Origin of the sequence: Mycobacterium lepromatosis (assembly GCF_000975265.2) — a bacterium.
GTDB lineage: Bacteria > Actinomycetota > Actinomycetes > Mycobacteriales > Mycobacteriaceae > Mycobacterium > Mycobacterium lepromatosis.
In genome coordinates this window covers 192081-217504 of sequence record NZ_CP083405.1, presented here as the reverse complement: position 1 = coordinate 217504, position 25424 = coordinate 192081, and the positions used below count along the sequence as shown (strand labels likewise).

General features: G+C 58.9%; 19 protein-coding genes and 2 pseudogenes. 9 read left to right on the top strand and 12 right to left on the bottom strand.

Going from position 1 to position 25424, the window contains the following annotated elements; genetic code table 11:
- Positions 1-72 precede the first annotated feature (72 nt).
- On the top strand, positions 73-393 hold the full coding sequence (locus MLPF_RS00800) for an SDR family NAD(P)-dependent oxidoreductase (RefSeq protein ID WP_050038848.1): 321 nt from the start codon (positions 73-75) through the stop codon (positions 391-393).
- A 3-nt stretch (positions 394-396) separates the two neighbouring features.
- On the opposite strand, the gene MLPF_RS00795 is transcribed toward MLPF_RS00800, so the two are convergent.
- The 6 genes from MLPF_RS00795 to MLPF_RS00775 all read right to left on the bottom strand — a co-directional run bounded on the left by MLPF_RS00795 (position 397) and on the right by MLPF_RS00775 (position 7616).
- On the bottom strand, positions 397-822 hold the full coding sequence (locus MLPF_RS00795) for a hypothetical protein (RefSeq protein ID WP_162196853.1): 426 nt from the start codon (positions 820-822) through the stop codon (positions 397-399).
- Positions 823-1255: 433 nt separating this feature from the next.
- Positions 1256-2476 (bottom strand): O-succinylhomoserine sulfhydrylase, encoded by a 1221-nt coding sequence (locus MLPF_RS00790; RefSeq protein ID WP_045842384.1) that lies wholly within the window; start codon positions 2474-2476, stop codon positions 1256-1258.
- Between the two features lie 53 nt (positions 2477-2529).
- Positions 2530-2973 carry a rhodanese-like domain-containing protein gene (locus MLPF_RS00785; RefSeq protein ID WP_045842377.1) on the bottom strand — a complete coding sequence of 148 codons (444 nt, stop codon included), beginning with the start codon at positions 2971-2973 and terminating at the stop codon, positions 2530-2532.
- A gap of 1672 nt (positions 2974-4645) precedes the next feature.
- Positions 4646-4777 carry a hypothetical protein gene (locus MLPF_RS15415; RefSeq protein ID WP_282435822.1) on the bottom strand — a complete coding sequence of 44 codons (132 nt, stop codon included), beginning with the start codon at positions 4775-4777 and terminating at the stop codon, positions 4646-4648.
- A gap of 887 nt (positions 4778-5664) precedes the next feature.
- On the bottom strand, positions 5665-6321 hold the full coding sequence (locus tag MLPF_RS00780; RefSeq protein ID WP_045842379.1) for a PaaI family thioesterase: 657 nt from the start codon (positions 6319-6321) through the stop codon (positions 5665-5667).
- Positions 6318-7616, bottom strand: a complete 1299-nt coding sequence (locus MLPF_RS00775; RefSeq protein WP_045842385.1) for an adenylosuccinate synthase — start codon at positions 7614-7616, stop codon at positions 6318-6320. The genes MLPF_RS00780 and MLPF_RS00775 overlap by 4 nt, the downstream gene beginning before the upstream one ends.
- Positions 7617-7803: 187 nt before the next feature.
- Here MLPF_RS00775 and MLPF_RS00770 point away from each other — a divergent pair, with 187 nt between their 5' ends.
- The 3 genes and pseudogenes from MLPF_RS00770 (at position 7804) to MLPF_RS00760 (ending at position 10234) form a co-directional block, all read left to right on the top strand.
- A complete protein-coding gene (locus tag MLPF_RS00770; RefSeq protein WP_045842380.1) occupies positions 7804-8493 on the top strand; it encodes a hypothetical protein in 690 nt (229 codons plus the stop codon).
- Positions 8494-8732: 239 nt separating this feature from the next.
- Complete coding sequence (locus tag MLPF_RS00765) at positions 8733-8963, top strand: hypothetical protein (protein WP_236684822.1); 231 nt, start codon at positions 8733-8735, stop codon at positions 8961-8963.
- Positions 8964-9327: 364 nt separating this feature from the next.
- Positions 9328-10234 (top strand): annotated as a pseudogene (locus tag MLPF_RS00760) (cation diffusion facilitator family transporter).
- On the opposite strand, the gene MLPF_RS00755 reads toward MLPF_RS00760, so the two are convergent.
- Positions 10231-10644, bottom strand: coding sequence for a DUF3151 domain-containing protein (locus MLPF_RS00755; protein ID WP_045842386.1), 414 nt, complete (start codon positions 10642-10644; stop codon positions 10231-10233). The pseudogene MLPF_RS00760 and the gene MLPF_RS00755 overlap by 4 nt on opposite strands.
- A gap of 121 nt (positions 10645-10765) precedes the next feature.
- Between MLPF_RS00755 and MLPF_RS00750 the strand changes: the two genes are divergently transcribed.
- A complete protein-coding gene (locus MLPF_RS00750; RefSeq protein WP_045842381.1) occupies positions 10766-11647 on the top strand; it encodes an Rv0361 family membrane protein in 882 nt (293 codons plus the stop codon).
- A gap of 8 nt (positions 11648-11655) precedes the next feature.
- On the opposite strand, the gene fbaA is transcribed toward MLPF_RS00750, so the two are convergent.
- Entirely contained in the window at positions 11656-12693 is a 1038-nt protein-coding gene (fbaA, locus tag MLPF_RS00745; RefSeq protein WP_045842382.1) for a class II fructose-bisphosphate aldolase, read from the bottom strand.
- A 133-nt stretch (positions 12694-12826) separates the two neighbouring features.
- On the opposite strand from fbaA, the gene MLPF_RS00740 reads away from it, so the two are divergent.
- The 4 genes from MLPF_RS00740 to MLPF_RS00725 all read left to right on the top strand — a co-directional run bounded on the left by MLPF_RS00740 (position 12827) and on the right by MLPF_RS00725 (position 16031).
- Positions 12827-13462: a DedA family protein gene (locus MLPF_RS00740; RefSeq protein WP_045842383.1), complete on the top strand. Its 636-nt coding sequence runs from the start codon at positions 12827-12829 to the stop codon at positions 13460-13462.
- Between the two features lie 97 nt (positions 13463-13559).
- On the top strand, positions 13560-13703 hold the full coding sequence (locus MLPF_RS00735) for a hypothetical protein (protein WP_156147023.1): 144 nt from the start codon (positions 13560-13562) through the stop codon (positions 13701-13703).
- 1219 nt (positions 13704-14922) lie between these two features.
- Positions 14923-15084 carry a hypothetical protein gene (locus MLPF_RS00730; protein WP_193386758.1) on the top strand — a complete coding sequence of 54 codons (162 nt, stop codon included), beginning with the start codon at positions 14923-14925 and terminating at the stop codon, positions 15082-15084.
- A gap of 605 nt (positions 15085-15689) precedes the next feature.
- Positions 15690-16031, top strand: a complete 342-nt coding sequence (locus MLPF_RS00725; RefSeq protein WP_237817226.1) for a hypothetical protein — start codon at positions 15690-15692, stop codon at positions 16029-16031.
- 48 nt (positions 16032-16079) lie between these two features.
- On the opposite strand, the gene MLPF_RS00720 is transcribed toward MLPF_RS00725, so the two are convergent.
- From MLPF_RS00720 to pks2, 4 genes and pseudogenes are all read right to left on the bottom strand, one after another.
- A complete protein-coding gene (locus MLPF_RS00720) occupies positions 16080-16379 on the bottom strand; it encodes a hypothetical protein (RefSeq protein WP_052696412.1) in 300 nt (99 codons plus the stop codon).
- Positions 16380-16608: 229 nt separating this feature from the next.
- Positions 16609-17518, bottom strand: a pseudogene (locus MLPF_RS16710) (hypothetical protein); the annotation flags it as partial.
- Between the two features lie 369 nt (positions 17519-17887).
- A complete protein-coding gene (locus tag MLPF_RS16705; protein WP_050038815.1) occupies positions 17888-18076 on the bottom strand; it encodes a WS/DGAT domain-containing protein in 189 nt (62 codons plus the stop codon).
- Positions 18077-19031: 955 nt separating this feature from the next.
- Complete coding sequence (gene pks2, locus MLPF_RS00710; protein ID WP_045842279.1) at positions 19032-25376, bottom strand: sulfolipid-1 biosynthesis phthioceranic/hydroxyphthioceranic acid synthase; 6345 nt, start codon at positions 25374-25376, stop codon at positions 19032-19034.
- Between the last annotated feature and the right edge of the window lie 48 nt (positions 25377-25424).

The window sequence follows — 25424 nt, the reverse complement described above, 5'->3', positions numbered from 1 at the left end:
CGCGACTCTTTGACCACGCCGCGGTGGTGAATCTAGATTAGCCCGCCATGAAGCACCGATTCGCACGCACGATTGGAGGGGGCGACCGGCGCAGGATCGGCTATCGGCAAGACAATAGCGCTGGCGTTCGCCGCACAGGGCAGCCGGGTCGTGGCTGCCAATCTCGACGAGGCTGCGGCGACGGCCACCGCGGATCAGCAGCCCGAGCCGATCACCGCGCTGCCAATAGATGTCGCCGACCCGCACCAAGTCGATACCCAGAATATGGCGATGCCTTGCGTGATCACACCCACGCTGAGGCCAGCGTGCCCAACATCGTGGTCAACACCACCTGTTGGTACCGCATCGACCAAGTCACCAACTTCACAACAGAATTCGCGGCAAAAGTGGTAGTCATCAACTGCCTGGGGCTGTTTTCATGCCTGCGATGCGTTCATCGCTATCGATGTCAAGCGATAAGATCGCGGTGCGCGACACGGGCAGAAAGCTTTGCACCGAGCATGTTGCCCATATGTCGCCGACTGGTTCGAAATCGATGACTTTCTCGCAAAAGCAGTTCGACGGATTCGGGCTGTTAAGCACGCACTTTAATCGTCTGGTTGGCGTGGCTGGCGCTTCCCTTGTATAACCTTGGTTGGCCATCGAAACGGAATCGCCTCCATGGGTCACCTGGGAACCCCCTTCTTGGGTGTGACTCACGGCCAGACGACCGTTACCAGCCATATGATCTACGCCCAGACTGATCATTAACTGAACGGCGGTAACACACGCAGACACAAAGGAGTGCTTGCTGCCGACGAAGAAACCGAACACGCTGAACAATCAGCCGCCGGCTAACGGTCGCAGCGTCCTGGCGATTGGCCAAATATGTATGTTCCACAGGTACTTCTGGATGCCATCCAGCTCTCGGCCCGATCAAGACCGCACTGGGTGGACACTTCGTAGGCGCTCTTTTCCCTAAAGGTAACGCAAACAGGACATGGCGTAACCGGATCCCGATACAATACGGATTGCTCGCCGGGCGACCGCCGGGTTGTCATGACCGAGTAGGGGTTCAGCAATATCGATTGTTATCAACCGATATTGCCCCTTTCCGCTGAGACAAGACGGCATCCATCCCTCGGCAAGCTAGGACTGGTACCCTTTCCCACAGAAAGTCGCGGTTCTCACCGACGTCTCCTACTGCAGATGCAATCCAGATACGTGCAAACCACACCGCTGCTTGGCAAGCACGCACTGCACTCGCCTAGCGTTACTAGCTCAGGGCTTGATCGATATCAGCGATCAGATCGGCGGCGTCTTCGAGGCCAATAGAGATACGCACCACACCGTCACCGAGCCCGATCGCAGCGCGGCCCTCCGGGCCCATCGCCCGGTGAGTGGTGGTCGCCGGGTGCGTAATAAGCGATTTAACGTCACCGAAGTTGTTAGAAATATCGATCAGCCGCATCCTGTCCAATACCTCGAAGGCCCTTTGCTTAGCGGCATCCTCCGGGGAGTTGAGCGCAAAGGTCACTACCGTCCCACCACCCGACATCTGACGCTTCGCCAGGTCGTACTGTGGATGCGAAACCAGAAATGGGTAGCGCACCCAACTCACCGCCGGGTGCTTTTCCAAGAACTCTGCAATACGGTGCGCCGAGGAATTACAGTGATTGACCCTAATGGCAAGTGTCTCAAGACCTTTCAGCAATATCCAGGCATTGAAAGCGCTCATCGCTGGGCCAGTGTGGCGCATCAGCTTTTGTACAGGGCCTTCGATGTACTCCTTGTCACCCAGAATGGCACCGCCCAGCACCCGCCCTTGACCGTCAATGTGTTTTGTACCGGAATAGACTACCACGTCAACCCCGAGCGGAAAGCCTTGCTGCAGTAGTGGTGTAGCAAGGACGTTGTCTAGAACAACTTTTGCGCCAGCGGCGTGAGCAAGCTCAGTCACGGCCGCGATATCTACCAGCGACTGCATAGGATTCGACGGCGTCTCAAAGAACACTGCTTGAGTAGGAACCGAGAGCGCCTGCTCCCATTGTACAAGGTCTTCGCCGTCGACGAAAACGGTCTCAACACCCCATCGGGGCAAAATCTCATTGCACACAACGAAACATGACCCAAACAGACTGCGCGCGGCCACCAACCGGTCGCCGGAGGCCAACAACGCACCTAGCGAAATGAATACCGCGGCCATGCCGCTCGCGGTGACGAACGCCGCCGGGGCTCCCTCGATCAGGCGCAACCGTTCCTCAAACATCGTCACGGTAGGGTTGCCGTAACGCGAATACACAAAGTGGTCTAGCTCGCCGATGAATGACTTTTCCGCAACAACCGCTGATTCATAGACGTAACCAGAAGTCAAATACATCGCCTCGGCGGTTTCTTCGAACCGGGACCGTAACAAGCCACCACGCACGCCTATGGTTGCCGCGGTGACGCCGTCCGGCAGAGCCTTAGGCGTACGAACAGAGCGATCATCGGTCATCTGCACCGGCCCCCCGCACGCGAAAACTGCCCACACCTCATCGCTGGCCCGAGTCACAGCTGCTTCCACGGCAATCCAACCGCCCGCCAACCGGTTTCACCGCGGTGACCTTCCGCATTGAGATGGCCCTCAAAGCCATCCAGCACATTGTACGATGGAGAGATCCCCGCATCAGTCGCGACCCGCGCAGCGTCCATAGAGCGGTTACCCGAACGACACAGGAACACCACCGGGCGTTCCCCCCGCTCGGCGTTTGCTGGCGGGATCCGCTCCTGCAACTCAGCGAGGAAATTCACGTTTGGCAGTCCGTCAGATGTGTTCCATTCGATGTACACCACCTCGCGGCCCAAACTCGACGTATCGGGTACCCCGACGAACCGCCATTCAGCGTCGGTGCGCACATCGACCAACACCGTGTGCGGGTTGTCACTAAGCATCTTCCATGCCTGCAGTGGGGTGATATCCCCTGCGTAGGGACGGTTTATCTCTATGCTCATAGGTGTTCTACCTGGTACTTTCATCTTCTAAGGGTTCCTGATATCAACGCCTGAGAACCACCCCCATTTATCCGAAGAAGGCAAAACTATCGATAAGCATATCTACGTTACGCGAAGTCCTTACCTAGTGGCGGCTCCCCAGGTAGTCAGAAACATCCGGCTTCTAGTGGATCGGCTCATACCGAAAATAAATCCCTCCCGGATCTGGAACTTATCGCTGGCGGACATGGCGCGTACCGTCGACCCCAGGAACGCCCCTCACCACGTGTTCAGTCATTTTCAGCGAAGTTGATATAGTTGTTCACCGTTGTTGCAAGCGAGTAGGAATACGAACCGGACAAGATCAGTAACGAGCTTGGCCCAATCCGATCCGTTAACTCCCCTGTAGGTCACCATGGATAACGATGGCTCAAGTTCCACGAGGTCGATTGGGGTATAGTCTATAACATCAAGGCAGAACAGATCCAGACGACCGTAGCGGGTTAGGATAAGCCTTGTCGGTGCCGAGCAACACGACGCGGTCTCGTCGGCGCTCAGATAGTCACCGACGACCAAGGCAACCAATTGGACGATTCGATCGTGGGCACCGTGTCCACGTTGAACTCTGAAAGCCATTAGAGCCGAAGTAATTTCACTTTATTTATGCGTCGGTCGGTGCGGAGTCCGAGGTGTCGTAGCTAGCGTAATTTCAAGCTTACACGTGGCCTCGGTGGGCTGCCTATATAGTCAAAACATCCGAAGATCGCTTTCTGGCACCTAAAGCGCACTAGACAAGGTGTCGACGGCGGGCTCGTTGCTGCACTGGCAGACGCCGACAAGCGCTGTCGTTTCGTCCCCTGCGGGAGCCAACGGGAGCTAGTGTCTGTCGACAGGATCGTGCTTCCCGTCGGTCCCCCACTCACCCTCTCGCTCGGTCGAATGGCCCCGCAGTCTGGGGCAAACATGCATGTTGCTCCGGGATAGGATGCTTGGCGGAGAATTGGTAACGTTCCCAACCTACGCTCTCGAAGCAACCCGAATAAGAATTTAAAGTCATGTCTCGCTTCAATTGTTTGTATCTTTGTGCAAATCTGTTGAAGTGTCTTTTTTCTGTGCTGGCAAGCAAGGAAGTAAAGGCCAGTGAGTGATGACTCAACCAAGCGATTAACAACTTGGTTTGCGTTTCGATAGCTGATCCGGTCCTGCAACGGTGTTCGGGCCGGCTGAATCGGATTGCTCCCCAGGTGCTTGCCGCCTGCCACCGATTTCGCGGGTACCTGATGCCAGCGGTGAGGACCGAGAGCTCCACTAACCAAAGGAAGGCCCGCCGCAGATTTGAACGTTCGTTAAGTAGAAACCCATGTCCTCCGTGACAACACAACAGAAAATATTGAGAAAGGCCACAAGAGATTTGGCAAACATCGGCTCGGTGATGCACACGCTCAAGCTGCCACTATTCACGACTAGTTCGTGGCCATGCTGGCATGCAACACGGGCTCATATGCAGACACCGAAGCTATCAACACGGTCGGCGCCGGACCTGGGAGAAAATAGCCATACTTGGAGTTCGAAGCGCTGCCCCCCCAGAAATCAAGTCCGCTAGATTATTCCGGCCCCAACTTGGGGCCTACAGTCGCCACGACAACAGTCCTGCAGAAGCTAGCTACGGAACACTGGACTCGACTTCAACTTCTTACGATTGAGTGATTTCTGGGCTCATCAGCCAATGTACCTCGTCGCTGTCGATGATGGCCACGGCGGCCCCTTCATGACGTGGATAACAACTACCACCGTCTAGGCTGAGCAAGCCGCTAACGAAACCCACTGCCTACGATGTAAACCTACAAGGCAGCCTACTCGATGACAATGACAGTACCCTTGGCAACAATCGCAGCATGGTGACATCACTGGCCCAGACTAATATCCTGTGCCGAAACACCCCGGCAATCACGACCATCGAAGCCCAATATAGCGAAATTTTAGGACCAGGACATCGCCGCAATGGGACATTTACGTCGGCTCTTCGGCGGCTACTATCGCGGAGTACACCAGGGACGCGACGAAGCTGGCGAGTCGAGCAGTGACATCGGAAGCCGCGGCAACCGTCCCGGGCTGGCCCACCCCTCTTCTCGCAGATCTTGACCTTCAGATGCTCACAGCTGTGGCTGTCTCGTTTGAGAGCATGGGCATAGCGGCGAGGAAGCTGGGGAGAGTCCATGCACAAAGATGAAGTCGACGAACAACAAAACGCTGCCGCTGGCAAAACAACAAGTATACTGTAGTCAGGGAATCACTGATGGCGAAGATTCTTTCCTTGCCGTTGAATAATATATTCGGTGACAGCGGTTACTGGTCGAGCTGCCACAGTTAGCGAGTTTTCGGTTCCCCAGATCTGGCCCTTTCCGACGGGGATATGCAAAATCGCGGCAATGCTGCCCAGCACTGCCTACTCGATAGGCGAACAATATGGCTCGGACACCCCCATACCGGCATCGCATTGGCCAGTTTTGATTGGCAGCGGCATGACCGGCCTTGCGGTCTGGGGGGCTCCCCGTTGACCCTTGCGCCAGCGACCCCGGCTGGGAGCCACTCGGCAGACTCCGGGTTGACCATACCCGACTTACGCCGCCCTTTTCCTACCAACCTGGTCGGACATGCCAGCATTGCGGTGCCACCGCAGAACCAATAATCGGCTAGCCAAAAGTCCCTCATTTAGAGTTGTCCAGCAAGTAACCGCACCATCATGCCATTGCCTTCGGCCAACAGCATCTCGTCGCCGTCGACCAGCTCTGCGGACACAAACGCCTTGCGACCTTCAGTCCTGGTGACCCGCCCCCGCATCACCAACGGCACATCGACTGGGGTGATCTTACGGTAATCCACGTGCAGGAAAGCCGTCCGGCTGATCGGCCGTTCCGCGGCATACGAGATAATGCCGAACACGTGATCAAACACCAGCGACAGCACACCGCCGTGCACCGCGTGGTTGACCCCGACGTGAAATCGGGTGAAATATCCGGTCATTTCAACACCGTCAGGGCCATATCGGGTCAGCGTCCAGGGCGGCAGCAAAAGACTGCCCATGCCAGGCATGTCCAGTATCCGCCCGGCCGGCGCTCTGCCTTTATCGGTGGCAAATGGACCTAGCAACTCGACCAAAGCCGAAGCGCGGTCGGCGGCGGCATCCCATACCTCGTCGCTGGGGTCAGCGGACACCGCCAGGTCCTGCAAGCGACGCACGGTTGCCACGAATCGGCGAAAACCCGAACCAGGGTTAACCAGCTCGTATTCGGGAAAGCCGCTATGGTGTCTGTGTTCCGGGCCTTCTGGAGGTAAGTCTTCTGGGCACCGGGAAGAGTAGTAAGTCACGGACGGCCCTGCAGGACGTCGCGCCGCACGATGGTCTGATCCCGTCCCGGACCTACACCTATGCACGAAACCTGTGCTCCGGCAAGCTCTTCTAGCCTCAATACGTAGTCACGCGCTTTAGCGGGCAGGTCTTCGAATTCCCGCGCTCCGGAGATATCTTCCCACCAGCCCGGCAGCTCCTCATAGATCGGCTCGGCACAGGCGAGATCGCTTTGGGTTATCGGCATGTCGTGAGTGCGCACACCGGCGATCTGATAGCCGACGCAGACCGGCACCGTTTCCAAGCTGGACAGCACGTCAAGCTTGGTCAGGAAGTAGTCGGTGATCCCGTTGACCCGGGTAGCGTAGCGGGCGATCACGGCGTCAAACCACCCGCAGCGCCGACGTCGTCCTGTCGTCACGCCGATCTCGCTACCAGTCGTGGCCAAGTATTCGCCGTTCTCATCGAACAGCTCGGTGGGGAAAGGACCAGAACCCACCCGAGTAGTGTAGGCCTTGAGAATGCCCAGCACAGTGTGGATCCGGGTCGGTCCGATACCGGAGCCCACCGCCGCCCCGCCCGCTGTCGGATTCGACGACGTCACATACGGGTAGGTGCCGTGATCAACGTCGAGCAGGGTGCCTTGTGCACCTTCAAGCAGCACGGTATCGCCGACCTCGAGGGCATCGTTGAGCAGCAGCCGAGTGTCGGCGATGCGATGTCGAAATTGCTGCGCCTGCTCCAGCAGCGTTTCGACAACCTGGGCCAGGTCCAACGCCTTGCGATTGTAGATTTTGACCAACACCTGGTTTTTGAACTCGAGCGCAGCCTCGATCTTGTGGGTCAACTCCCCAGGGGCTAAGACATCGGCGACCCGTATCCCCATGCGGGCGATCTTGTCCTGGTAACAGGGCCCGATACCGCGGCCGGTAGTGCCGATCTTCTTGTTGCCCATGTAACGCTCGGTGACCTTGTCAATAGCCACGTGGTAAGGCATCAGCAGGTGTGCATCGGCGGAGATCAGCAGCTGGGAAGTGTCGACACCGCGATCTTCCAGGCCTTGCAGTTCGCTGAGCAGCACTCCGGGATCTACCACCACACCGTTACCGATGACGTTGGTGACGCCCGGCGTCAGCACACCTGACGGGATCAGATGCAGTGCGAAATTCTCGCCGGTAGGCAAAACAACGGTGTGCCCAGCGTTATTGCCACCCTGATAACGCACCACCCACTGTGCACGTCCACCTAGCAGGTCTGTGACCTTACCTTTGCCCTCGTCGCCCCACTGGGCGCCGATGAGGACGACTGCCGGCATGACTTGCTTCCACCTAAATCCCACGTGTTTACGCCTGCTTATTGTGGTCCAGCCGGTGATCAACTTAGCCTTGCAATGATGCGAGCCGTGCACGGCCCGCTTTAGGGCACCCTCAGCCACGTATCGGTGGTAGTGGCAGAGGCCCCGGGCGATTTTAGCTCAAACCCAACTGTTTGCGAGGAGTGTCTTGAACACGTCCGATAGCGCCCTCGGCGTGGCGGTGTTGCTGTTTGGCGACGACCGAACCCGAAAACGATGGAACACCCTAACCACGCTATCCACCCACCGGGCCGACGGTCCCGACGACATCGACTGCATTGACGCGACGATCGGCCCGTACCGGCGACTGGTGGTCGTTGGCGGCGACAGCGACCTGGCGGCGGTGCTGAGCCGGCTGTTGCGTGCCGACCGGCTCGACATTGAGGTTGCTTATGTACCGCACCAACGCACCGTGGCGACTCGCGTCTATCATCTTCCGGCCGGCCGCCGAGCGGCGCGACGCGCTCGGCGCGGTTACGCCACGCGGGTACCGCTGATCCGCGACGAGACCGGGTCGGTGATCGTGGGCAGGGCAGACTGGCTTCCGGTGGTCGACCGGCAGGCGTTGCATGGTGAGGCAGTCGTTGATAACGTCCGACTGTTCGACGGCGATGTTGCTGGCGTGCACATAGCACCGACGCTGGCCATGCCGGGTTTACGAGCCAGGTTGCATACCCCCCGAGCTGGCATCGGCATCTGGCGCCAATGGCTCACTGGCCGAGCAGTGCAGCTGGGCAGCACCGGTGTCGCTGTGGTGCGTGATGGTGTCCCGGCGCGCCGTCGGGTGCGTCGATCGACGTTCTACCGGAACGTCGAAGGCTGGATGCTGGTCCGGTAATTGGGGCCGGTGAGTTCTCCTTTTCAGCACAAATCGGTGCGACCTATCTCAAATCTTGGTGGCCCTGGTCAGACTGACCACCGCTGGGGTGTGCTGTCGTAACTCGGCGGAGTGAGCGTGCGGCCACTGGCATATGCCGGAATCTTCCTCTCCGTGATCGCGCCGGCTGTTTGGTGTCGCTGTGTCTGCACGAATGCGGACACGCACTTACGGCCTCGCGATTCGGCAAACAGGACGTCTTGATAGTCACGATATCGCAGTGCAGCGGCTACCTGACGCTGGATCTGCTGCACTACCGCGATCCGGCGCTCTCACTGCTGGTGCCGATGCGGTTCAATCGTGCTGGGCGCAACCGTGTACTTGCGGACCTGGTTCATGACGCCTACCCGTCCGCACACTGGTCAGCTTGGCGGGAACGAGCCAACCTTGCGTTGGCGTTGCTAACGATAATATTGCTGATCAGGCTGTAATACGACTCTGCGCACACAGTCTTGTAGACAGGTATAGCGTTCCAGAGCGGCGGTCAACATGCAGTCTACCTGCTCGATAGACTCCTGACCTGGAAGGCCACGACGCTTTATAGCCGCATCCAAGTCCCCAGACCCAGCATGGTACCATGGACCAAGCAGTACGGTATGTTTATTTTGTTGTTCTTTGGTATTGGCACCGGGCATGAACTAAGTCACTCTTCGTGATCATGTACTGGCGCTCTTCGACTCGACTTGCCTGGTGTACCCCACTGGCTGGCGGCCGTGGTCGATGCATTGACCCATTTTTGGAGCCGCTGGTTCTAACGCTTGCAATACATGCGCAAACACGCATATATTCCACGTCATGGGTGCTGGGGGTAGTTACACTCCCGCCGAGTTCGCGATGCATCGGACGATCCCCCGCATGATCGTTGCCGCAGCGATCTTGATGGTGTTCTTTGGTGTGGAGCTGACCATCGCGTTGCTGATCAACTCGATCGCACTGCTCGCCGATGCGGGACACATGCTCACCGACGTAGTCGCCGTGTCCATGGGTCTGGCCGCAGTGGTGCTGGCCAAGCGTGGCAGCTCGTCACCCATCCGCCCCTACGGCCGGCATCGCGCCGAGGTATTTACCGCGATAGCCAACGCCGTGCTGCTGATCGGGGTCGCAATATTCATCCTGTACGAAGCAATCCAACGGCTCAAGGAAGCCCCGTCTATCCCGGGTTTGCCGATGGTAATGGCAGCGCTGACCGGCCTAGCTGCCAATTTCGTGGTAGCGTTGTTATTACGCCCGCACTCGGAGGACAGCCTGGCAGTTAAGGGTGCCTATATGGAGGCGGTCGCAGACACCGTGGGCAGCATCGGTGTGTTGATCACCGGTGTTGTCACTCTCACCACGCACTGGCCCTACGCCGACGTGGGGGTTGCCGTGCTGGTGGCGCTCTGGGTGATGTCACGGGCGATCTCGCTAGCCCGAGCGGCATTGCGGATCCTTTCCGAATCGTCGTCGGCCCACATCGATGTAGAGGCACTGCGGTCAACACTAGGACGCCGGCGGTGTCATCGAAGTACACGACCTGCACGTGTGAACACTTTCGCCCGGCAAGGATATGTCCCGCCGCGCACCTGACCAGCAACGGCAACTTTGTCCATCACGTGGGCAGGCTATGGCACGGGAACGAGGATGGCTGCTCGGGGGGCTGAATTACGGTACACTCCAGATCGAGCGTACCGACGGCATCGGTGACTGTTCGGAAACCGTCTAGAGCCCGAGCTCGTTGCGAGCTGCGGGGTCACAATCGTCAAGCAGATTCAGACAGCGTTCGTACTCGTCGGTCTCACCGATGGCGTCCGCAGCCCGCGCCAGCGCGGCCACGCAACGCAGGAAGCCGCGATTCGACTCATGCGAATACGGCACAGGGCCAAACCCTTTCCAACCTTTGCGGCGAAGCTGATCAAGACCGCGGTGGTAACCAGTGCGAGCATACGCGTAAGCTGTAATGGCCTTATCATCGGCCAGTGCTTCCTCGGCGAGTGCCGCCCAGGCCACCGACGCGGACGGATGCATGGCAGCAACGGTTTCGGGGCCCTTGTTTGCGCGCAGTTCCACCTCGGCGGCGCTGTCACCGGGCAACAGTACCGGATCAGGCCCTAGGAGATCACCCATTGACGTCATAGTCTCCATTCTGCCGTTCGCCCCGTCGGCTGCCGCGACGACACCTCGACGCACACCTCAATCCGGTGCAAAGTCGCTAAACTCTACATATTGACTCGATAGCGGGAAGACAGGAACGTTCATGCCTAATGAACCCGAGCCCGATCGCGGCATCACACTAAACCGCCCCGGGTTCGCTCCACGCGCTGTCGATAAGGACGACATCGTGTCCAATCTACCCGACGCCAAAGACAACGCGACCATGACTCCCGGCAAAGAAATCGCAGCAATTTACCCGCTAACGCATAGCGACTCCGAGACCGAGACGGTGGTGATAACCAAACTCAAGCCGAACCAGGATCCCGAGCTGGACGAACAGCAGCACGATCGCCGCTTCACAGCACCCGGCTTCGACGCCAAGGCGACTGTCATCATTGCCACTGCACCAGATCCCGCGACCGAAGCCATCTACCCTCCCCCGACCTCGTACAATCACTCGGAGAATCCTGGATATTCCTCAAAAACTGCTGTGCCGCAATCGATTCCACCACGACTAGGGGCCAAGTTGCGGACATCCCGACATTTCCATTGGGGCTGGGCGCTGGCGCTGATCATGATCGTGTTGGCGTTAGCGGCGATCGCAATCCTCGGTACCGTGCTGCTAACCCACGGTAAACACATGAAAACTTCGCCGGCAGAACAGGTTCGGCAAACCATCCAGAGCTTTGACGTCGCGGTGCAAACTGGCAACCTGATGACGTTGCGCTCCATTACCTGCGGTACCACACGTGAAGGCTACGTGGAATACGACGAGTACTCGTGGGACGAAACGTACCACAGAGTGTCAGCGGCCAAACAATATCCGGTGATCGCCAGCATCGACCAGGTCGTCGTCAACGGCCAACACGCCGAAGCAAACATCACCACGTTCATGGCCTACGACCCGAAGGTCCGCTCGACACGCAGCATCGATCTGCAGTTCCGCGACGATCAGTGGAAGATCTGCCAGTCCCCTAACGGCTAACTCGGCAGTCAACTAGCCATCACCGACTTTCCGGCGCAACGTAGATCGTTGCAGGCCTCAAGCACTCGCTCGGTCATCGACGCTTCGGCCTTCTTAAGATAGCTGCGCGGGTCGTACGCCTTCTTGTTGCCCACATCGCCGTCGACCTTAAGTACGCCGTCGTAGTTGGTGAATATATGACCGGACACCGGGCGGGTAAATGCGTATTGGGTATCGGTGTCAACATTCATCTTCACCACACCGTACCGTAGCGCCTCCTCAATTTCCGACTTCTCCGAACCGGAACCGCCGTGGAACACGAAATCGAACGGTTTCGAGCCCTCAGACTGACCGAGCTTGGCCGCTGCCACCTTCTGGCCTTGGGCCAGGATATCGGGACGCAGCTTGACGTTGCCGGGCTTATAGACACCGTGCACGTTGCCAAACGTCGCCGCCAGTAGGTACCTGCCGTGTTCACCGGCGCCCAGAGCGTCGATGGTCTTCACGAAATCATTCGGAGTAGTGTACAACTTGTCGTTGATTTCGTCGACCACGCCGTCTTCCTCGCCGCCGACCACACCGATCTCAACTTCGAGAATTATCTTGGCGGCCACCGCGGCTTTCAGCAGCTCTTGGGCTATGGCCAGATTTTCATCGATCGGTACCGCAGAGCCATCCCACATGTGGGATCCGAACAGCGGATCCTTACCGGCCGCTACCCTTCTAGCCGAGATCGCCAGCAACGGGCGCACGTAGCTATCCAGTTTGTCCTTAGGGCAGTGGTCGGTATGCAGTGCTACGTTGATCGGGTACTTGGCCGCAATGACGTGAGTGAACTTCGCCAGCGCTACCGCACCAGTCACCATGTCCTTGACACCGAGCCCGGAGGCGAACTCCGCACCACCGGTGGAGAACTGGATGATACCGTCGCTGCCGGCGTCAGCAAAGCCCTTGATAGCGGCGTTGACGGTCTCTGAAGACGTACAGTTGATGGCCGGAAAAGCGTATGAGTTTTCCTTGGCTCGTCTCAACATCTCGGCGTAGATTTCCGGTGTTGCGATAGGCATGAAATTTCCTTCCTGAAAAACAGAGTCTGCCCAGTATCTCAACACCCGAATGCCGGTTGGCCGCCAGTCTTCAGGGGATTTTTTATCCACAGCCAGCAGAGACTACATGTTTCGGCCGGTATGTTGTGACGTCATGAACACCGCCATCGTGGCCGTGCCGCCCATCCTCGACCCGATGTTCTGGATTGGTCCCCAGGGCCTTTTCGCGTCCGCGGTACTTCCCACCATCCTGGTCATCATCTCCGTCGAAACCGGCTTGCTGTTCCCGTTGCTACCTGGCGAATCTCTGCTGTTCACAGGGGGTCTGCTAGCTGCTAAGGGGACGCTCGATATCTGGGTGCTTTCCCCTTCCGTAGCGGTGGTGGCGATATTAGGCGATCAGCTCGGGTATTTCATCGGCCGCCGTATCGGCCCCGCGCTGTTTAAGAAGGAAGACTCACGCTTCTTCAAGCAACACTACGTGACCGAATCGCACGCCTTCTTCGAGAAATACGGGCCGTGGACGATCATCCTAGCCCGCTTCTTGCCATTCATGCGAACGTTCACCCCGGTAATCGCTGGCGTATCCTACATGCGTTATCCATTGTATCTGGGGTTCGACATCGTGGGAGGCATCCTCTGGGGCGATGGGGTCACGGTTGCCGCCTACTTCCTGGGCAACGTGCCGTTCATTCACCAGAATTTAGAGAAAATCATCCTGAGCATTATATTCGTGTCACTGCTGCCAGCGCTGATCGCGGCCTGGCACGGCTATAAGTACCGGCGCTGAACAACCAAAAGCGAACTCGCTTTACCTGAATGACCTCAGGCAGCTAGTGGTGTGTGTTATTGGGTGGGTACGTTTGGTTGGTTGAGGTAAGTGGGTGGTGTATGTGGTTGCCGCCTTGGAGTTGCGCGTTGGTGATCGGGGTCGGCTGGAGTGGTTGACGAGGGCGTCGTGTGTGCTGGTGGGGCAAGTGACGCGGGCGTGGATTGGGTTGGTGGTGTCCGGTGGGGTGGCTAAATACTGATATCCTGGTTCGGGCACGCCGGGGACGGGATGTGCTTCGGTGCTTGTAAGAGATGTTGGTGGGTACGGGTGAATCGCTCGTTTATCTGGGTGTGACGCATTGGGCGGCGCGGTTGATGGCTGATCGGCTGGGGATCGCATTCGCCTCGGTCGCGTGGATTTGGCGTAAATAGGGGCATCCAGCCGCATCGTGTGGAGACTGTCAAGTTCCCGGGCGGGAGGCCAGACTGTGTGATGTGGTCGGGCTCTACCTGGATCTATGTGCGCTACGCAGCCTTGATGATTGAACGTGAAGGTGAGAGATCTTCGCCGCCGGTCCTGTCGCAGCAAGAACGGTGAAGCGGTAGCAGCCTGGCCTGGGTGACGCCGGGGAGGGTGGGAACCGTCCTAGGTCCTGCCTGGGTGCTGTGCGGCCAACACGCTTGATCGGGTTGGGTTCATCGTCGGTCGATCGGGTCAGAGGCGGGGTCACCGTAGTACTTTGAGCCGGGGAAAGGCCCGTGCGCGTGGAGAAAGGATGGCAGCGGGTTGGAGGAAGGAAAAGATGCTGTACTGTCGACGACACGCCGGTGATTGTCGGCGCTCTTGATCAACCGGCCCGGTTGGGGCCTTGGTGACGGGTATCGTAGATACAGTCAAACTTCATCGTGGGGCTGCGGTCGATCGTGGCTGGCAAGTTCGATGACCTGTTCAATCTCGTGTGTGATCCCGCGACGTTGTTGGTGGTGTTTGACCCGGTCACAGGCGACCATGGGGGCGAATAACTGCTGGCGTGGGGACTAGACCGTCGCCCACGGCGAAGAAATCGTCGGGGTAGCGGGTTTTGACCACCTGCGGACTGGTTGAAGGACGGTTCGTTGCGACCGCTGCTGGTGCGGAAACGTAAGATTCCCGAATCCGGAGGTTGGGAAACTGTGAAAGCTCGGTACATCGGCTATCGCGGATCGAATCGTTCAGGATACGTTGAAGCTGGTGCTGGGTCCTGTCTTCGAGACCGATTTCGCGCCAGTCCCCCTGGGTTCCACCCCAAGCGGCGATCTCAGGACGCGATCGCCGAGCTTGACCAATACAGCACTCAAGGCTATCGATGGGTGCTGTATTGCCAGACATCGAGGTGCGCCGTGACTTCAGCTCACATTCCGCTCTTGCTGGAGCGGAATGTGATTGCAAGTCAAGGATAAACACGTACTGGTCCTGGTGAAGACGTTTTTCAGGCTGGTGTGCTCACCAAGTCTGGTGAGCACGAGAACACTCACACCGAAACGGCTCAGGGCGATATCTTGTCGTCGTTGCTGACCAACATCGCCTTGTCTGCGCTCGATGAACATCTGATGCGGGCCATGGAAGCCGGGCGGCTCGATGTCAACTGCTTACCTGTGTAGTCGGTGGCTCATCCAAAGGCCTGCCGAGGACAACACAATCAAACACGCTGAAGCCCTGCAAATGAAATCGACTCGGTGCTTACGTCTTTGGGTCTGCAGTTGTCGGCTGCAAAGACACAGATCATGCATCTCGGTAACGGTGTGGACTTTCGCAGCTGACACACCGGGTGAAAACGCAAGAACAGAACGACCAAGTGGCATGTCTAGACTTCTATCGCCGACCGGACACAACGGTGTGTGCAAGCCAAGATCCGTGCCCTGACGAACAGGAAATCACAGCGCAATCCGGTGGTGTGCTGGCACACGATCAAACCAGATCCTGCGCAGGTGGACCAACTACGTCCGGTCCATGGCCTGCAAACACACCCTTAGCCGCCGGTGCCACTTCGCGTGGTAACGGGTCATTCGATGGTTTCGAGCACGGTATCGCTGGAGGTGGAAAGACATTCATCGTCGGTTCACCACCTCCGAAGAACGGTGAAAACCGATTGAGGCAAAAGAGAGCACCCGGTTGAACCCGGCCGCGGTACCAGACCGGTACCACTACCGAAGCACCACGATCCTCATCCCTTGGACCAGCGTCCCACCTCCTAACAGCAATAACCGTGGAGAGCCTGGTGGGCAAAGACGCGTGCACCAGGGTCGGCAAGCAGTCTGGGAAACGGATCGAAAGTATCCGCGGCACCACGCCCAGGCTCACTCAACCCGCGGCCGTGGTTGTGCTCAACGTCAACAATGAAGCCCCAGATCCAAGCAGCTGGATCGCACCCAAGCCGGATTGGGCTACTACCTTCAAACTCGCCACCAAAACACACCCACACATCCAGTTGCGCGTCATCTGCGACAACTACGCCACCCACAAACCCCCAGCAGCCGGACACCAGGCGGTAGCCCTCGCTGCAACCCGAGGTGAGGTTACGTCCCGACACACCGGTAGTGGCGCCTAATGCATGGGCTAATACACCAGCCATGACGATTTGATCGGGTTCTCGGCGCTACTGGCCTCGGCCAGTAGCTCGACAAAGCCACATGCACAGGTATACCGACACAACACTGGGGTAGGTACCGGGCTCCACTTTCCATAACAAAATGTGCGCAAGCAGCACCGCGATCCCCAGTAGCCCGACCGAAGCGACGAACAGCACAAACTTCAGCGCAACCAGACGCTGGCGTACAGCACCAATCCACGGCAGCAGGTGTAGGACGTACGCGACATTGGTGCCCAGCGCCGGCCAAGTCACCCACTGCAAAATCGCTGGCTTAGCACCAACGACACCGACAAGATTAGCCGACACCGCGTGGGTAAGACACGGGGGTTAGTTGCACCACCTGTTCGGTGACCTGCGGTGGGGGTTCAAGCTCGCCATGGAACCCTGCTGACGAGCCCAACTGAGGGCAATAGCACAGATCGGAAACGGTGAACTGCGGATACTGCTGCCACAGCGTGACCACAAGCCGGACGGTTGCCAGCCTACGCTGAGCGCGAAGAAATCGTCCTCCGGACCGTTAACCACAACCCCCAGTAGACCCTACCACCTCTCTGGCCACCCACCCCGTCATGCCACCCAATTCAGGTGTTTCCTCGTCGACGGTGTTGGATGGTAATGATGGCAGCGCATCCAGGTCGATCTTGCCCCACGTGCGGGTAGGGCAGCTCGTGGACTCGAACAGTCGTGACACCAGTGCGGTGGACAGCTGCTAGGCGAGCTGGCTGCGGGCTTCGTTAATATTGAACGATGGGTCCGCGCTGACCACGTAGCCAACCCGCACCGGCGCGCCGGTAAAGGTACGGCGAACCGCGCCGAGCCGACGCGACACCCGGCAAGTGTACTAGCGCACCGTAGACCTCACCGAGCTCGATGCGGCGAAATCTATCTGCACCTGGCAGTTTGCCACGCCGTAGAAATACAGCCCGTCACGTTCTACCCGAACGAAAGCACCACTGCTATAAGTGCCTAGGTGGCCTAACGCGAGACAACTGCGGTGTCGCTACCCCCACGGAGGTCACGTTGCGAGTAACCATCCATGGAGAAAGGTCCATCCCGGGGCGCACCAACGATCGTGACGTGGGTATTAAGCAGGCGCTGTTGCACCAGAACAGCCACATCTCCTCGCACAATGCGTCGAAAGCCACTGACAGCCGGGCCGGCACCCCAGTCCCAGTCACCCGGGCCAATCAAGTTGTCCTGCAAAAACATTTGCGCCTCGACGTCGACGACCACAGCGGCACTGGGATGCGTGACGGCCACTCCTCTTAGGCGTTCCGATCAATCTGTACATGAAAATGATCCACGTGCCGGCACGGACCAGCGGCGCCGCGGACAGCCAACCGCGGAACAATCTGGGGCTTCGTTGCAGGCCCGTTTCGGTGAAGACCGCAGCGACGTTGGCCTCAACAAATGCCCAGTTAAGCGTACTCGTCTGGGTCATCGGCCAACCTGCCCAGCTCGACCGACAACATCCGGATAGCACACGGCGAAGTCGGTGAGAGTATCGAATTGAGCGTGCACGGGCTCGGCGCATCAGGCGACAACAAATACTGCGCTGGATTTGCGCGGAGCCAGGAACCTGAAGAACGTAGTCACCACGCAAAATACTCAAACCGCGCAATGGCCGCAGCGGCCAACACACACAGCAGACGCATTGGCAAAACTGCTGGACTTCGTCAGAATATCCACCGGACTTGACGCGGCTTCTACGTTTCGCTGCGGACCCTCACCAGCTCCCGCGGGGTGATGTGTTCTTCGACGCACCAATTCGGCCACGCGATGCTTGCAGCAACTGACCCTGGCGCCATCCACGGTCACATGACCGTAAACTCCTTGGGAAGGGCTCCGCTCCTAAGGATTTGGATGAATTCCACGTTTAAAGCCTCCGACATTTCATGCGGGTCCTGAACAATGGCATCGTCTGTCAGTACCGAGAGATTGAGCTGATCAATGTAGCGCCATGCGGTCATAGTGAACGCACTCCAAGGGCCCAACGGCCCCACCGAATAGAGTTTCGGTGCCTAACACGCCACGGTAAGAGGCAGGCAACGGTCATAATGACCAGGTTGGGCATCTTGTTCAAGACTTTGCGGATCGATGCCAACCGAATAAAAGCTTCCGCAGACACGGGCGAGATGTAGGCCAACCAGCAGTTAAACTAGCCCTGGTCCTCTGAACTGATGAAGCTCCTTGGCTGTCGTTACCGCCATGGCCAGACAACGCCGTACCTGCTCCAGCGGGTCTTCGATGTACACAGGAAACGTTACCGACAAAGTATGAGCCATAGCTCCCAGAAATCCGCTCCTGTGACGAATCGAGGTTAATCGGGACAATCGCAAGCAAGGGGGGATTTGCCTTGCCGTCGTAACGCAAGAGCAATACACACAAGCACACTGGTCGACATGGCTAAGATATGTAATAAATGATGACGCCGAGATGCTTGCTGGTCTGTTTGATATCGGCCAATGACAGGCTGGTGGTGGCGAACCTGCGCTCCGAACTAGATACGAGGTGGTGCATTCTTCAGGTCGGTGGCGGAGCCAGAGGCGGGTCCGGCACCTTTGAAAGCTTACGTGCGGCTGCGACGCACTCGGGCCAAACTTTTCACGGTGTCGCTGATTAGGCCGCGAGAACTGCTCAGCCTGGTGGATATTGGAAGCGGGGCGGGGTTATCGAGGCTGCCATTGAGCCGCTCAAAGTTCCACCTTGTTCATGCATTTTGGCACGACCAAATTGCAAAAACTGCCATGTGGTGTAATTAGCAAACACTCGGAGGTGCGGCGTTGGCAGGCGGCACCGGGCACCTGCCCTACTTTAATCCGTCACCGATGCTCAACGAAAGGCATCTGGTGGCTCACAACAAAAAGAGCACCCACCACAAGGCATCACTCTTCCTGGACTTAGTCTGACCCCGCTATCGACCCGCAAAACACCTTACGGCGTAAGGCAATCCGTTCCTCAGGGTGTCTGCGGTGGCGCCATAGCAGTCAGTGCTGCTGCCCCCTCCTCAGCCAGCGTGTCCGCCAAGTATTGAGCCAGGGTGCGGGCAGTGTTGTTTGTAGCTATGACATTGGGGGTCAGCCGTATTCCGGTCTCGGATTCAATTTGGGTACGCATCTCGAGCATACCCAGCGAGTCCAGACCATATTCAATGAAGGAGCGGTCCGCGTCAATCGTGCGACGCAGAATCATACTAGCCTGCTCGACTAGCATACGCCGCAACCGGCCGGACCATTCATCTTGCGGCAGCGCAAGCAACTCCATGCGGAATTTACTTGGGCCCCTTGAACCCTGCCCAGAGGATGCGAACATTTCACCCCACGGGCTGCGTCTGACGAGGTCCGGCAACCATGGCGCCCCAAGGATAGGAATATAACCGCTGTAGGGACGATCATGGCGCACCAGCATCTCGAAGGCATACGCACCTTCATCGGGGGTAATCATGATTTCCCCTCCTTCGGCCAAAAAGGTAGCACGGCCAACCTCACCCCACGCACCCCACGCAATCGCGCTGACCGGCAGACCCTGGGCACGGCGCCAATGTGCGAAAAGATCGATCCAGCTGTTGGCCGCCGCGTAGGCACCCTGACCTGGCGAGCCCAGAAGAGCTGCTCCCGAGGAGAATAAGCAGAACCAGTCCACAGGCTGCCCGATCGTCGCGCAGTGCAGGTTCCACGAACCGTAAACCTTAGGCGACCAGTCGCGGTCAATTAGCTCGTCGGTGATGTTGGCCAGCGTGGCATCCTCGACCACCGCCGCCGAGTGCAGCACACCACGCAACGGAAGCCCAGTAGCGGTAGCCGCGTTCACCAGCCGGTCCGCGGTACCGGGCTCAGCAATGTTACCACACTCCACCACTATGTCGGCGCCGGCAGCACAGAGACGTTCGATGGTCTGCCGGGCTTTGGGGTTGGGCTGCGAACGCGCGGTCAGCACGATCCGACCACAACCCGCCTCGACCAGCTTGGAGGCGAAGAATAGGCCGAGACCACCCAAACCACCAGTGATAATGTAAGATCCATCGTGGCGGTAGATCGGCGCTTGCTCCGGTGGCAACGCCACGCTTCTACTGCCGGTTCGCGGTATGTCGAGCACAAGTTTCCCGGTGTGTTCGGCGTTGCTCATTGCCCGGATAGCATTGGCCGCATCGGTCAGCGGGTAGTGGGTACACTCCGGTGCGGTGAGGACACCGTCAGCGGTGAGCTTGAATACTGTGGCTAGCAACTCGCGGACCCGGTCGGGCTGGGTGACGGACATCAACGCGAGGTCCAAGTAATAAAATGTTAGGCCGCGACGAAATGGGAAGAGTCCCAGCCGGGTGTTGCCGTAAACATCGGCCTTGCCGATTTCGACGAAACGGCCGCCGAAGGTCAATAGCTCCAGTCCGGCGCGTTGTGCGGCACCGGGCAGCGAGTTCAGCACGATATCCACGCCGTACCCATCGGTGTCGCGCCGGATTTGCTCGGCAAATTCGACACTGCGCGAGTCGTAGACATGCTCGATGCCCAGCTCGTGCAACATCGCTCGCTTTGTTGAGTTGCCAGCGGTCGCAAAGATTTCCGCACCCTTGGCGCGGGCAATCGAAATGGCCGCCTGCCCCACGCCGCCGGTAGCGGAGTGAATCAACACCTTGTCACCGGTCTTGACCCCGGCCAGGTCATTCAACCCATACCAAGCGGTAGCATGCGCGGTGGCCGCCGTGATCGCCTGCTCATCGGTCAAGCCGGACGGAAGCGTAACGGCGAGATTGGCGTCACACGTTAGGAACGTCCGCCAGCAACCGCCTTCAGCGAAACCGCCAACACGATCACCGATCTGATGGCCGGACACACCCTCCCCGACCGCAGTCACCACACCCACGAAGTCCATACCTAACTGCGGTTCACGATCATCGATGATGGGGAATCGGCCGAACGCGATTAGAACGTCGGCGAAGTTGATGCTGGACATGCTGACTGCGACTTCAAGTTGTCCAGTACCGGGCGGAACTCGTTCACTGGCAACGAGTTCCAGAGATTGCAAGTCACCCGGCCTGCGAACGTGCACCCGCAGCCCGTCGTGCTCGGGGTTCAACACCACTGTTCGCCGATCTTCATGGCTCAACGGACTGGGCTTCAGCCGTGCCACGTACCAGTCGCCATTCCGCCAGGCAGTCTCATCCTCTTCCGACCCACTCAGCAGTTGCTGGGCCACCCGTTCAACGTCGGTGTGTTCATCCACGTCGACCAGAGTGGTGCGCAGCATCGGGTGTTCACTGCTGATCACCCGCAATAGACCACGCAGACCAGCCTGCTCCAAGTTGGCCGCATCCCCCGCCTGAACTATCTGGGCTTGCCTGGTTACAACAAACAAACGCGGCAGCTCACCCTCGAAGTCAGCCAACTCCCGGGTGATTCGAACCAGATGACGGACCTGCTCACGACCGGCCAGCAGACTTTGCTCATCGAGGGCACCGGCGCGTGGCCCATAGAGAATTACCACACCATCGCGGCCACGCAGCTGGCGGACAAGCTTTTCGCGGCTAACCACAGGATCATCCTGGATCCGCCAGGATAGGTTGGCGCATTCGGTGTCTTGGGTACCGCTGGATTTCAGCGCATCCGTCAACCTGGAAACCCACATGTCGGGGATTTCGGAGGCGTTGAAGGTGTCGATTAACAACCACGAACCAGGCCCGACGTGAGCTGCCTCAGGCAACGTCCGCTGTTGCCATCCGAGGGTCAACAGTCGCTCGCCGAGCTGGCGGTCGAGCTCCCCGCGTTCAGTGGTACCAGTTCCCATGCGTAGCCCACGCACAGCCAGCAAAACCGTTCCGTGCTCGTCCAGCACATCGAGGTCGGCCTCACCACCGCCTCTGGGTTCGATCTTGGTCAACCGAGTATAACAGTAGCGGGCATTCCGTGTAGGTCTGTAGGCACGCAGGCTGCGCACACCCAACGGCAACAGCAGGCCCCCCTTACTACCGACCTTAGTGGCGTCGACGCCGGCGCCTACGGATTGGAAACAAGCGTCTAGCAACGCCGGGTGGATGTGATAGGAACTCTGCTGGAAGCGAATCGAAGCAGGCAGCGCGACCTCAGCCAGCACGGTGCCGGCTTCCGCCTCGGCAGTGTGCACAGTGGCCAAGCCAGTGAATGCAGCACCTAGCTGAACACCACGCTCGGCGAACGATTCCCGCATTTCAGCCCCATTAACACTATTCGGGTGCGCCGCCAACAGGGCAGCGATGTCACAGGCCGGTGGAGGACAGTCGACCTCAGCAGCATGCAGCGTTGCGGTGGCGTTCCGCATCTTTTCACCGTCCCGGTTTACCTGCACCATAAAATTGATAACACCAGGCGCATCCACCGACGCAATGGCGTCGATCGGGGTCTCGTCGTCAAGCAACAGCATCTGCTCAAAAGCGATGGCACGGACTTCGGCCGCTTCGTCGAAGACCTCCACGGCCGCAGCTAACGCCATTTCACAATAGGCGGCGGCGGGGAGAGCGGCAACGTTATGCACCCGATGGTCGGCGAGCCAGGACAGCGCCGCAGTACCAACGTTGCCCTGCCAAATGTGGCGCTCAGGTTCCTCAAGCAGGCGCACATGCGAACCCAGCAACGGATGCACGGTAACGGTGCAGGCACCTTTCGCCCGCTGTTCTTGCCCATCTGTGTCGATGAACAAACGAGGGTGAGTCCACGCCGGCAGTGGCGCATCCAGCAGCCGGCCCGCAGGATACAGCGCCGCAAAGTCCAACGCAGCGCCTGCGCTGTGCAGATCAGTCAGCAAGCCGCGCAGCCCGTACGGCAGCGGTTGCTCGCGCCGCATACCGGCCAGGGCAGCAACCGACATATCAAGGGCTCGGGCGGTCTGCTCGACGGCGTGGGTCAGCAACGGGTGTGGTGAAAGCTCGGCAAAGACCCGGTAGCCGTCCTCCATCGCGGCCTGCACCGCCGCGGCGAACTGCACAGTGTTTCGCAGGTTGTCCACCCAGTAAGCACCGTTGCACACCGGCCACTCACGCGGGTCGAACAGGGTCGTCGAGTAGTAGGGAACCTTCGGTGTCATCGGAGCTATGTCGGCCAGTGCCGCAGCTAAATCGTCGAGTATCGGATCGACTTGAGGCGAGTGCGACGCCACATCGACAGCCACCTCACGCGCCATCACGTCACGCTGCTCCCACTGCGCAATCAGGCCACGCACAGTTTCTGTGGCACCGCCAATCACCGTAGACTGCGGTGAAGCCACTACCGAGATCACGACATCGTCGATGCCTCGGGCCATGAGCTCTGAATTCACTTGCTTAGCAGGCAATTCCACCGACCCCATGGCTCCGCTACCGGCGATGCGAGTCATCAGCTTCGAGCGGCGGCAGATAACGCGCGCCGCGTCTTCAAGCGACAGGGCACCGGCAACCACGGCTGCGGCCGACTCCCCCATCGAGTGTCCGATGACCGCACCCGGGCGAACGCCATAGGTTTGCTCCATGGTGGTAGCCAACGCGACCTGCACGGCGAACACCGCCGGCTGCACCTTGTCGATCCCGGCCACCGTCTCCTGCGTCGTAATCGCCTCGGTCACCGAGAATCCCGACTCTGCGGCGATCACCGATTCCAGCTTGGTAATAGTGGCGGCGAACACTGGCTCATTTTCCAGCAATTGCGCGCCCATCGCCGCCCATTGCGACCCTTGGCCGGAGAAAACCCAAACCGGTCCCCGATCACCATGTCCCACCGCGGCGGCATATAAGTTTTCACCGCCGGCAACCTCGCGCAAACCTTCGACGAGCTCGGGAAGGTCCGCGGCAATCACCGCCGTGCGCACCGGCCGGTGCGCACGGCCCCGCGCCAGCGTGTACGCCAAATCCGACAGCGGCACGGAGTCCTGGTGTTTTTCCACCCAAGTGGCAAGCTGGCACGCAGTCTCCCGCAGTGCGGCGCTGGACGTGGACGACAGCATGAACAGCCGCTGGACCAGCTTAGCGTCTCCCGTCGAAGTCTCAAGTGCGGCGGTTGCGCAAGCTTCCGCTGGGGCCTCTTCTATTATGGCGTGCACATTGGTTCCAGACATCCCGAATGAGGACACCGCCACTCGCTTCGGTGCGTTACATCCGCCGAGGGGCCACGGCGTAACCTTCTGCGGAACAAAGAGTCCCGTTTCGATCTCGGTAAGTTCATCGGGCAGTCGATCGAAATGCAACAGCGGAGGCACCAGACTGTGCCTAAGCGACATAATCGCTTTGATCAACCCGACAGTCCCAGCCGATGCTGTGCTATGCCCCATGTTACTTTTGGCCGAGCCAAGCGCGCAGGGAGTGCCCGCACCATAAACCCGCGCCAAGCTGCGGTACTCAATCGGGTCACCGATTGGTGTGCCGGTGCCGTGCGCCTCCACAACACCCACAGTTTCGGGCTCCACACCCGACGCCGTCAATGCCGCCTGGTACACGGCGACCTGGGCATCTTCGGATGGCATCATGAGCGTCTCCGTGCCACCGTCCTGGTTGGTGGCCGTGCCGAGGATCACGGCAAAGATCCGGTTACCGTCGCGCAGCGCATCCGGCAGTCGCTTAAGCAACACCATCGCGCAGCCTTCGGAACGCACAAATCCGTCCGCGTCGGCATCGAATGATTTGCATCGACCGGTCGACGAAAGCATGCCCTGCGCAGATGCCGCCACACTTGCGTGCGGTTCCAGCAGCACTGCGCAACCGCCTGCTAAAGCGAAGTCGCTCTCGCCGTCATGTAGGCTACGGCAGGCCAAGTGGACCGCCATCAGACCCGAAGAACACGCGGTGTCAAACGTCATAGCCGGACCGTGCAGGCCCAATGTGTGAGAGATCCTCCCAGACGCCACACTGTTGTTAAGGCCGGTTACCACGTACGGGCTGGCCAAACCGCCCGCAGCGGTGGTAAGTACGAGGTAATCTTCGTGGGTCAACCCAGTAAAAACGGCTGTCGAAGAGCCGGCCAACGACGCCGGATCCAGACCGCCCTGCTCGATCGCCTCCCACGAGGTTTCTAACAACAATCGCTGCTGAGGATCGATCGAGGTTGCCTCCCGCTCGCTGATGCCAAAAAACGCGGCATCAAAGCCAGCGACGTCGTCGAGGAACCCACCCCACCGCGACACCGAGCGCCCGGGAACCCCTGGCTCAGGATCATAAAAATCGTCAGCGTCCCAGCGGTCAGCTGGGACTTCGGTGACCAGGTTGTCGCCACGCAACAACGACTCCCATAGCTTGTCTGGCGAGTTGATACCCCCAGGAAGTCGACATCCCATCCCGATAACCGCAATGGGAGTGACACTTGTTTCCATCGTCTATTAACCTCGTCTCAGCTCAACCGGGATGACCCGGCGACATTA

Bases quoted from the DNA above. Each gene is read 5' to 3' on its own strand.
- MLPF_RS00790 (WP_045842384.1), bottom strand. From the start codon at position 2,476: ATGACCGATGATCGCTCTGTTCGTACGCCTAAGGCTCTGCCGGACGGC.
- MLPF_RS00785 (WP_045842377.1), bottom strand. From the start codon at position 2,973: ATGAGCATAGAGATAAACCGTCCCTACGCAGGGGATATCACCCCACTG.
- MLPF_RS00775 (WP_045842385.1), bottom strand. From the start codon at position 7,616: ATGCCGGCAGTCGTCCTCATCGGCGCCCAGTGGGGCGACGAGGGCAAA.
- MLPF_RS00755 (WP_045842386.1), bottom strand. From the start codon at position 10,644: ATGACGTCAATGGGTGATCTCCTAGGGCCTGATCCGGTACTGTTGCCC.
- MLPF_RS00750 (WP_045842381.1), top strand. From the start codon at position 10,766: ATGCCTAATGAACCCGAGCCCGATCGCGGCATCACACTAAACCGCCCC.
- fbaA (WP_045842382.1), bottom strand. From the start codon at position 12,693: ATGCCTATCGCAACACCGGAAATCTACGCCGAGATGTTGAGACGAGCC.
- MLPF_RS00740 (WP_045842383.1), top strand. From the start codon at position 12,827: ATGAACACCGCCATCGTGGCCGTGCCGCCCATCCTCGACCCGATGTTC.
- pks2 (WP_045842279.1), bottom strand. From the start codon at position 25,376: ATGGAAACAAGTGTCACTCCCATTGCGGTTATCGGGATGGGATGTCGA.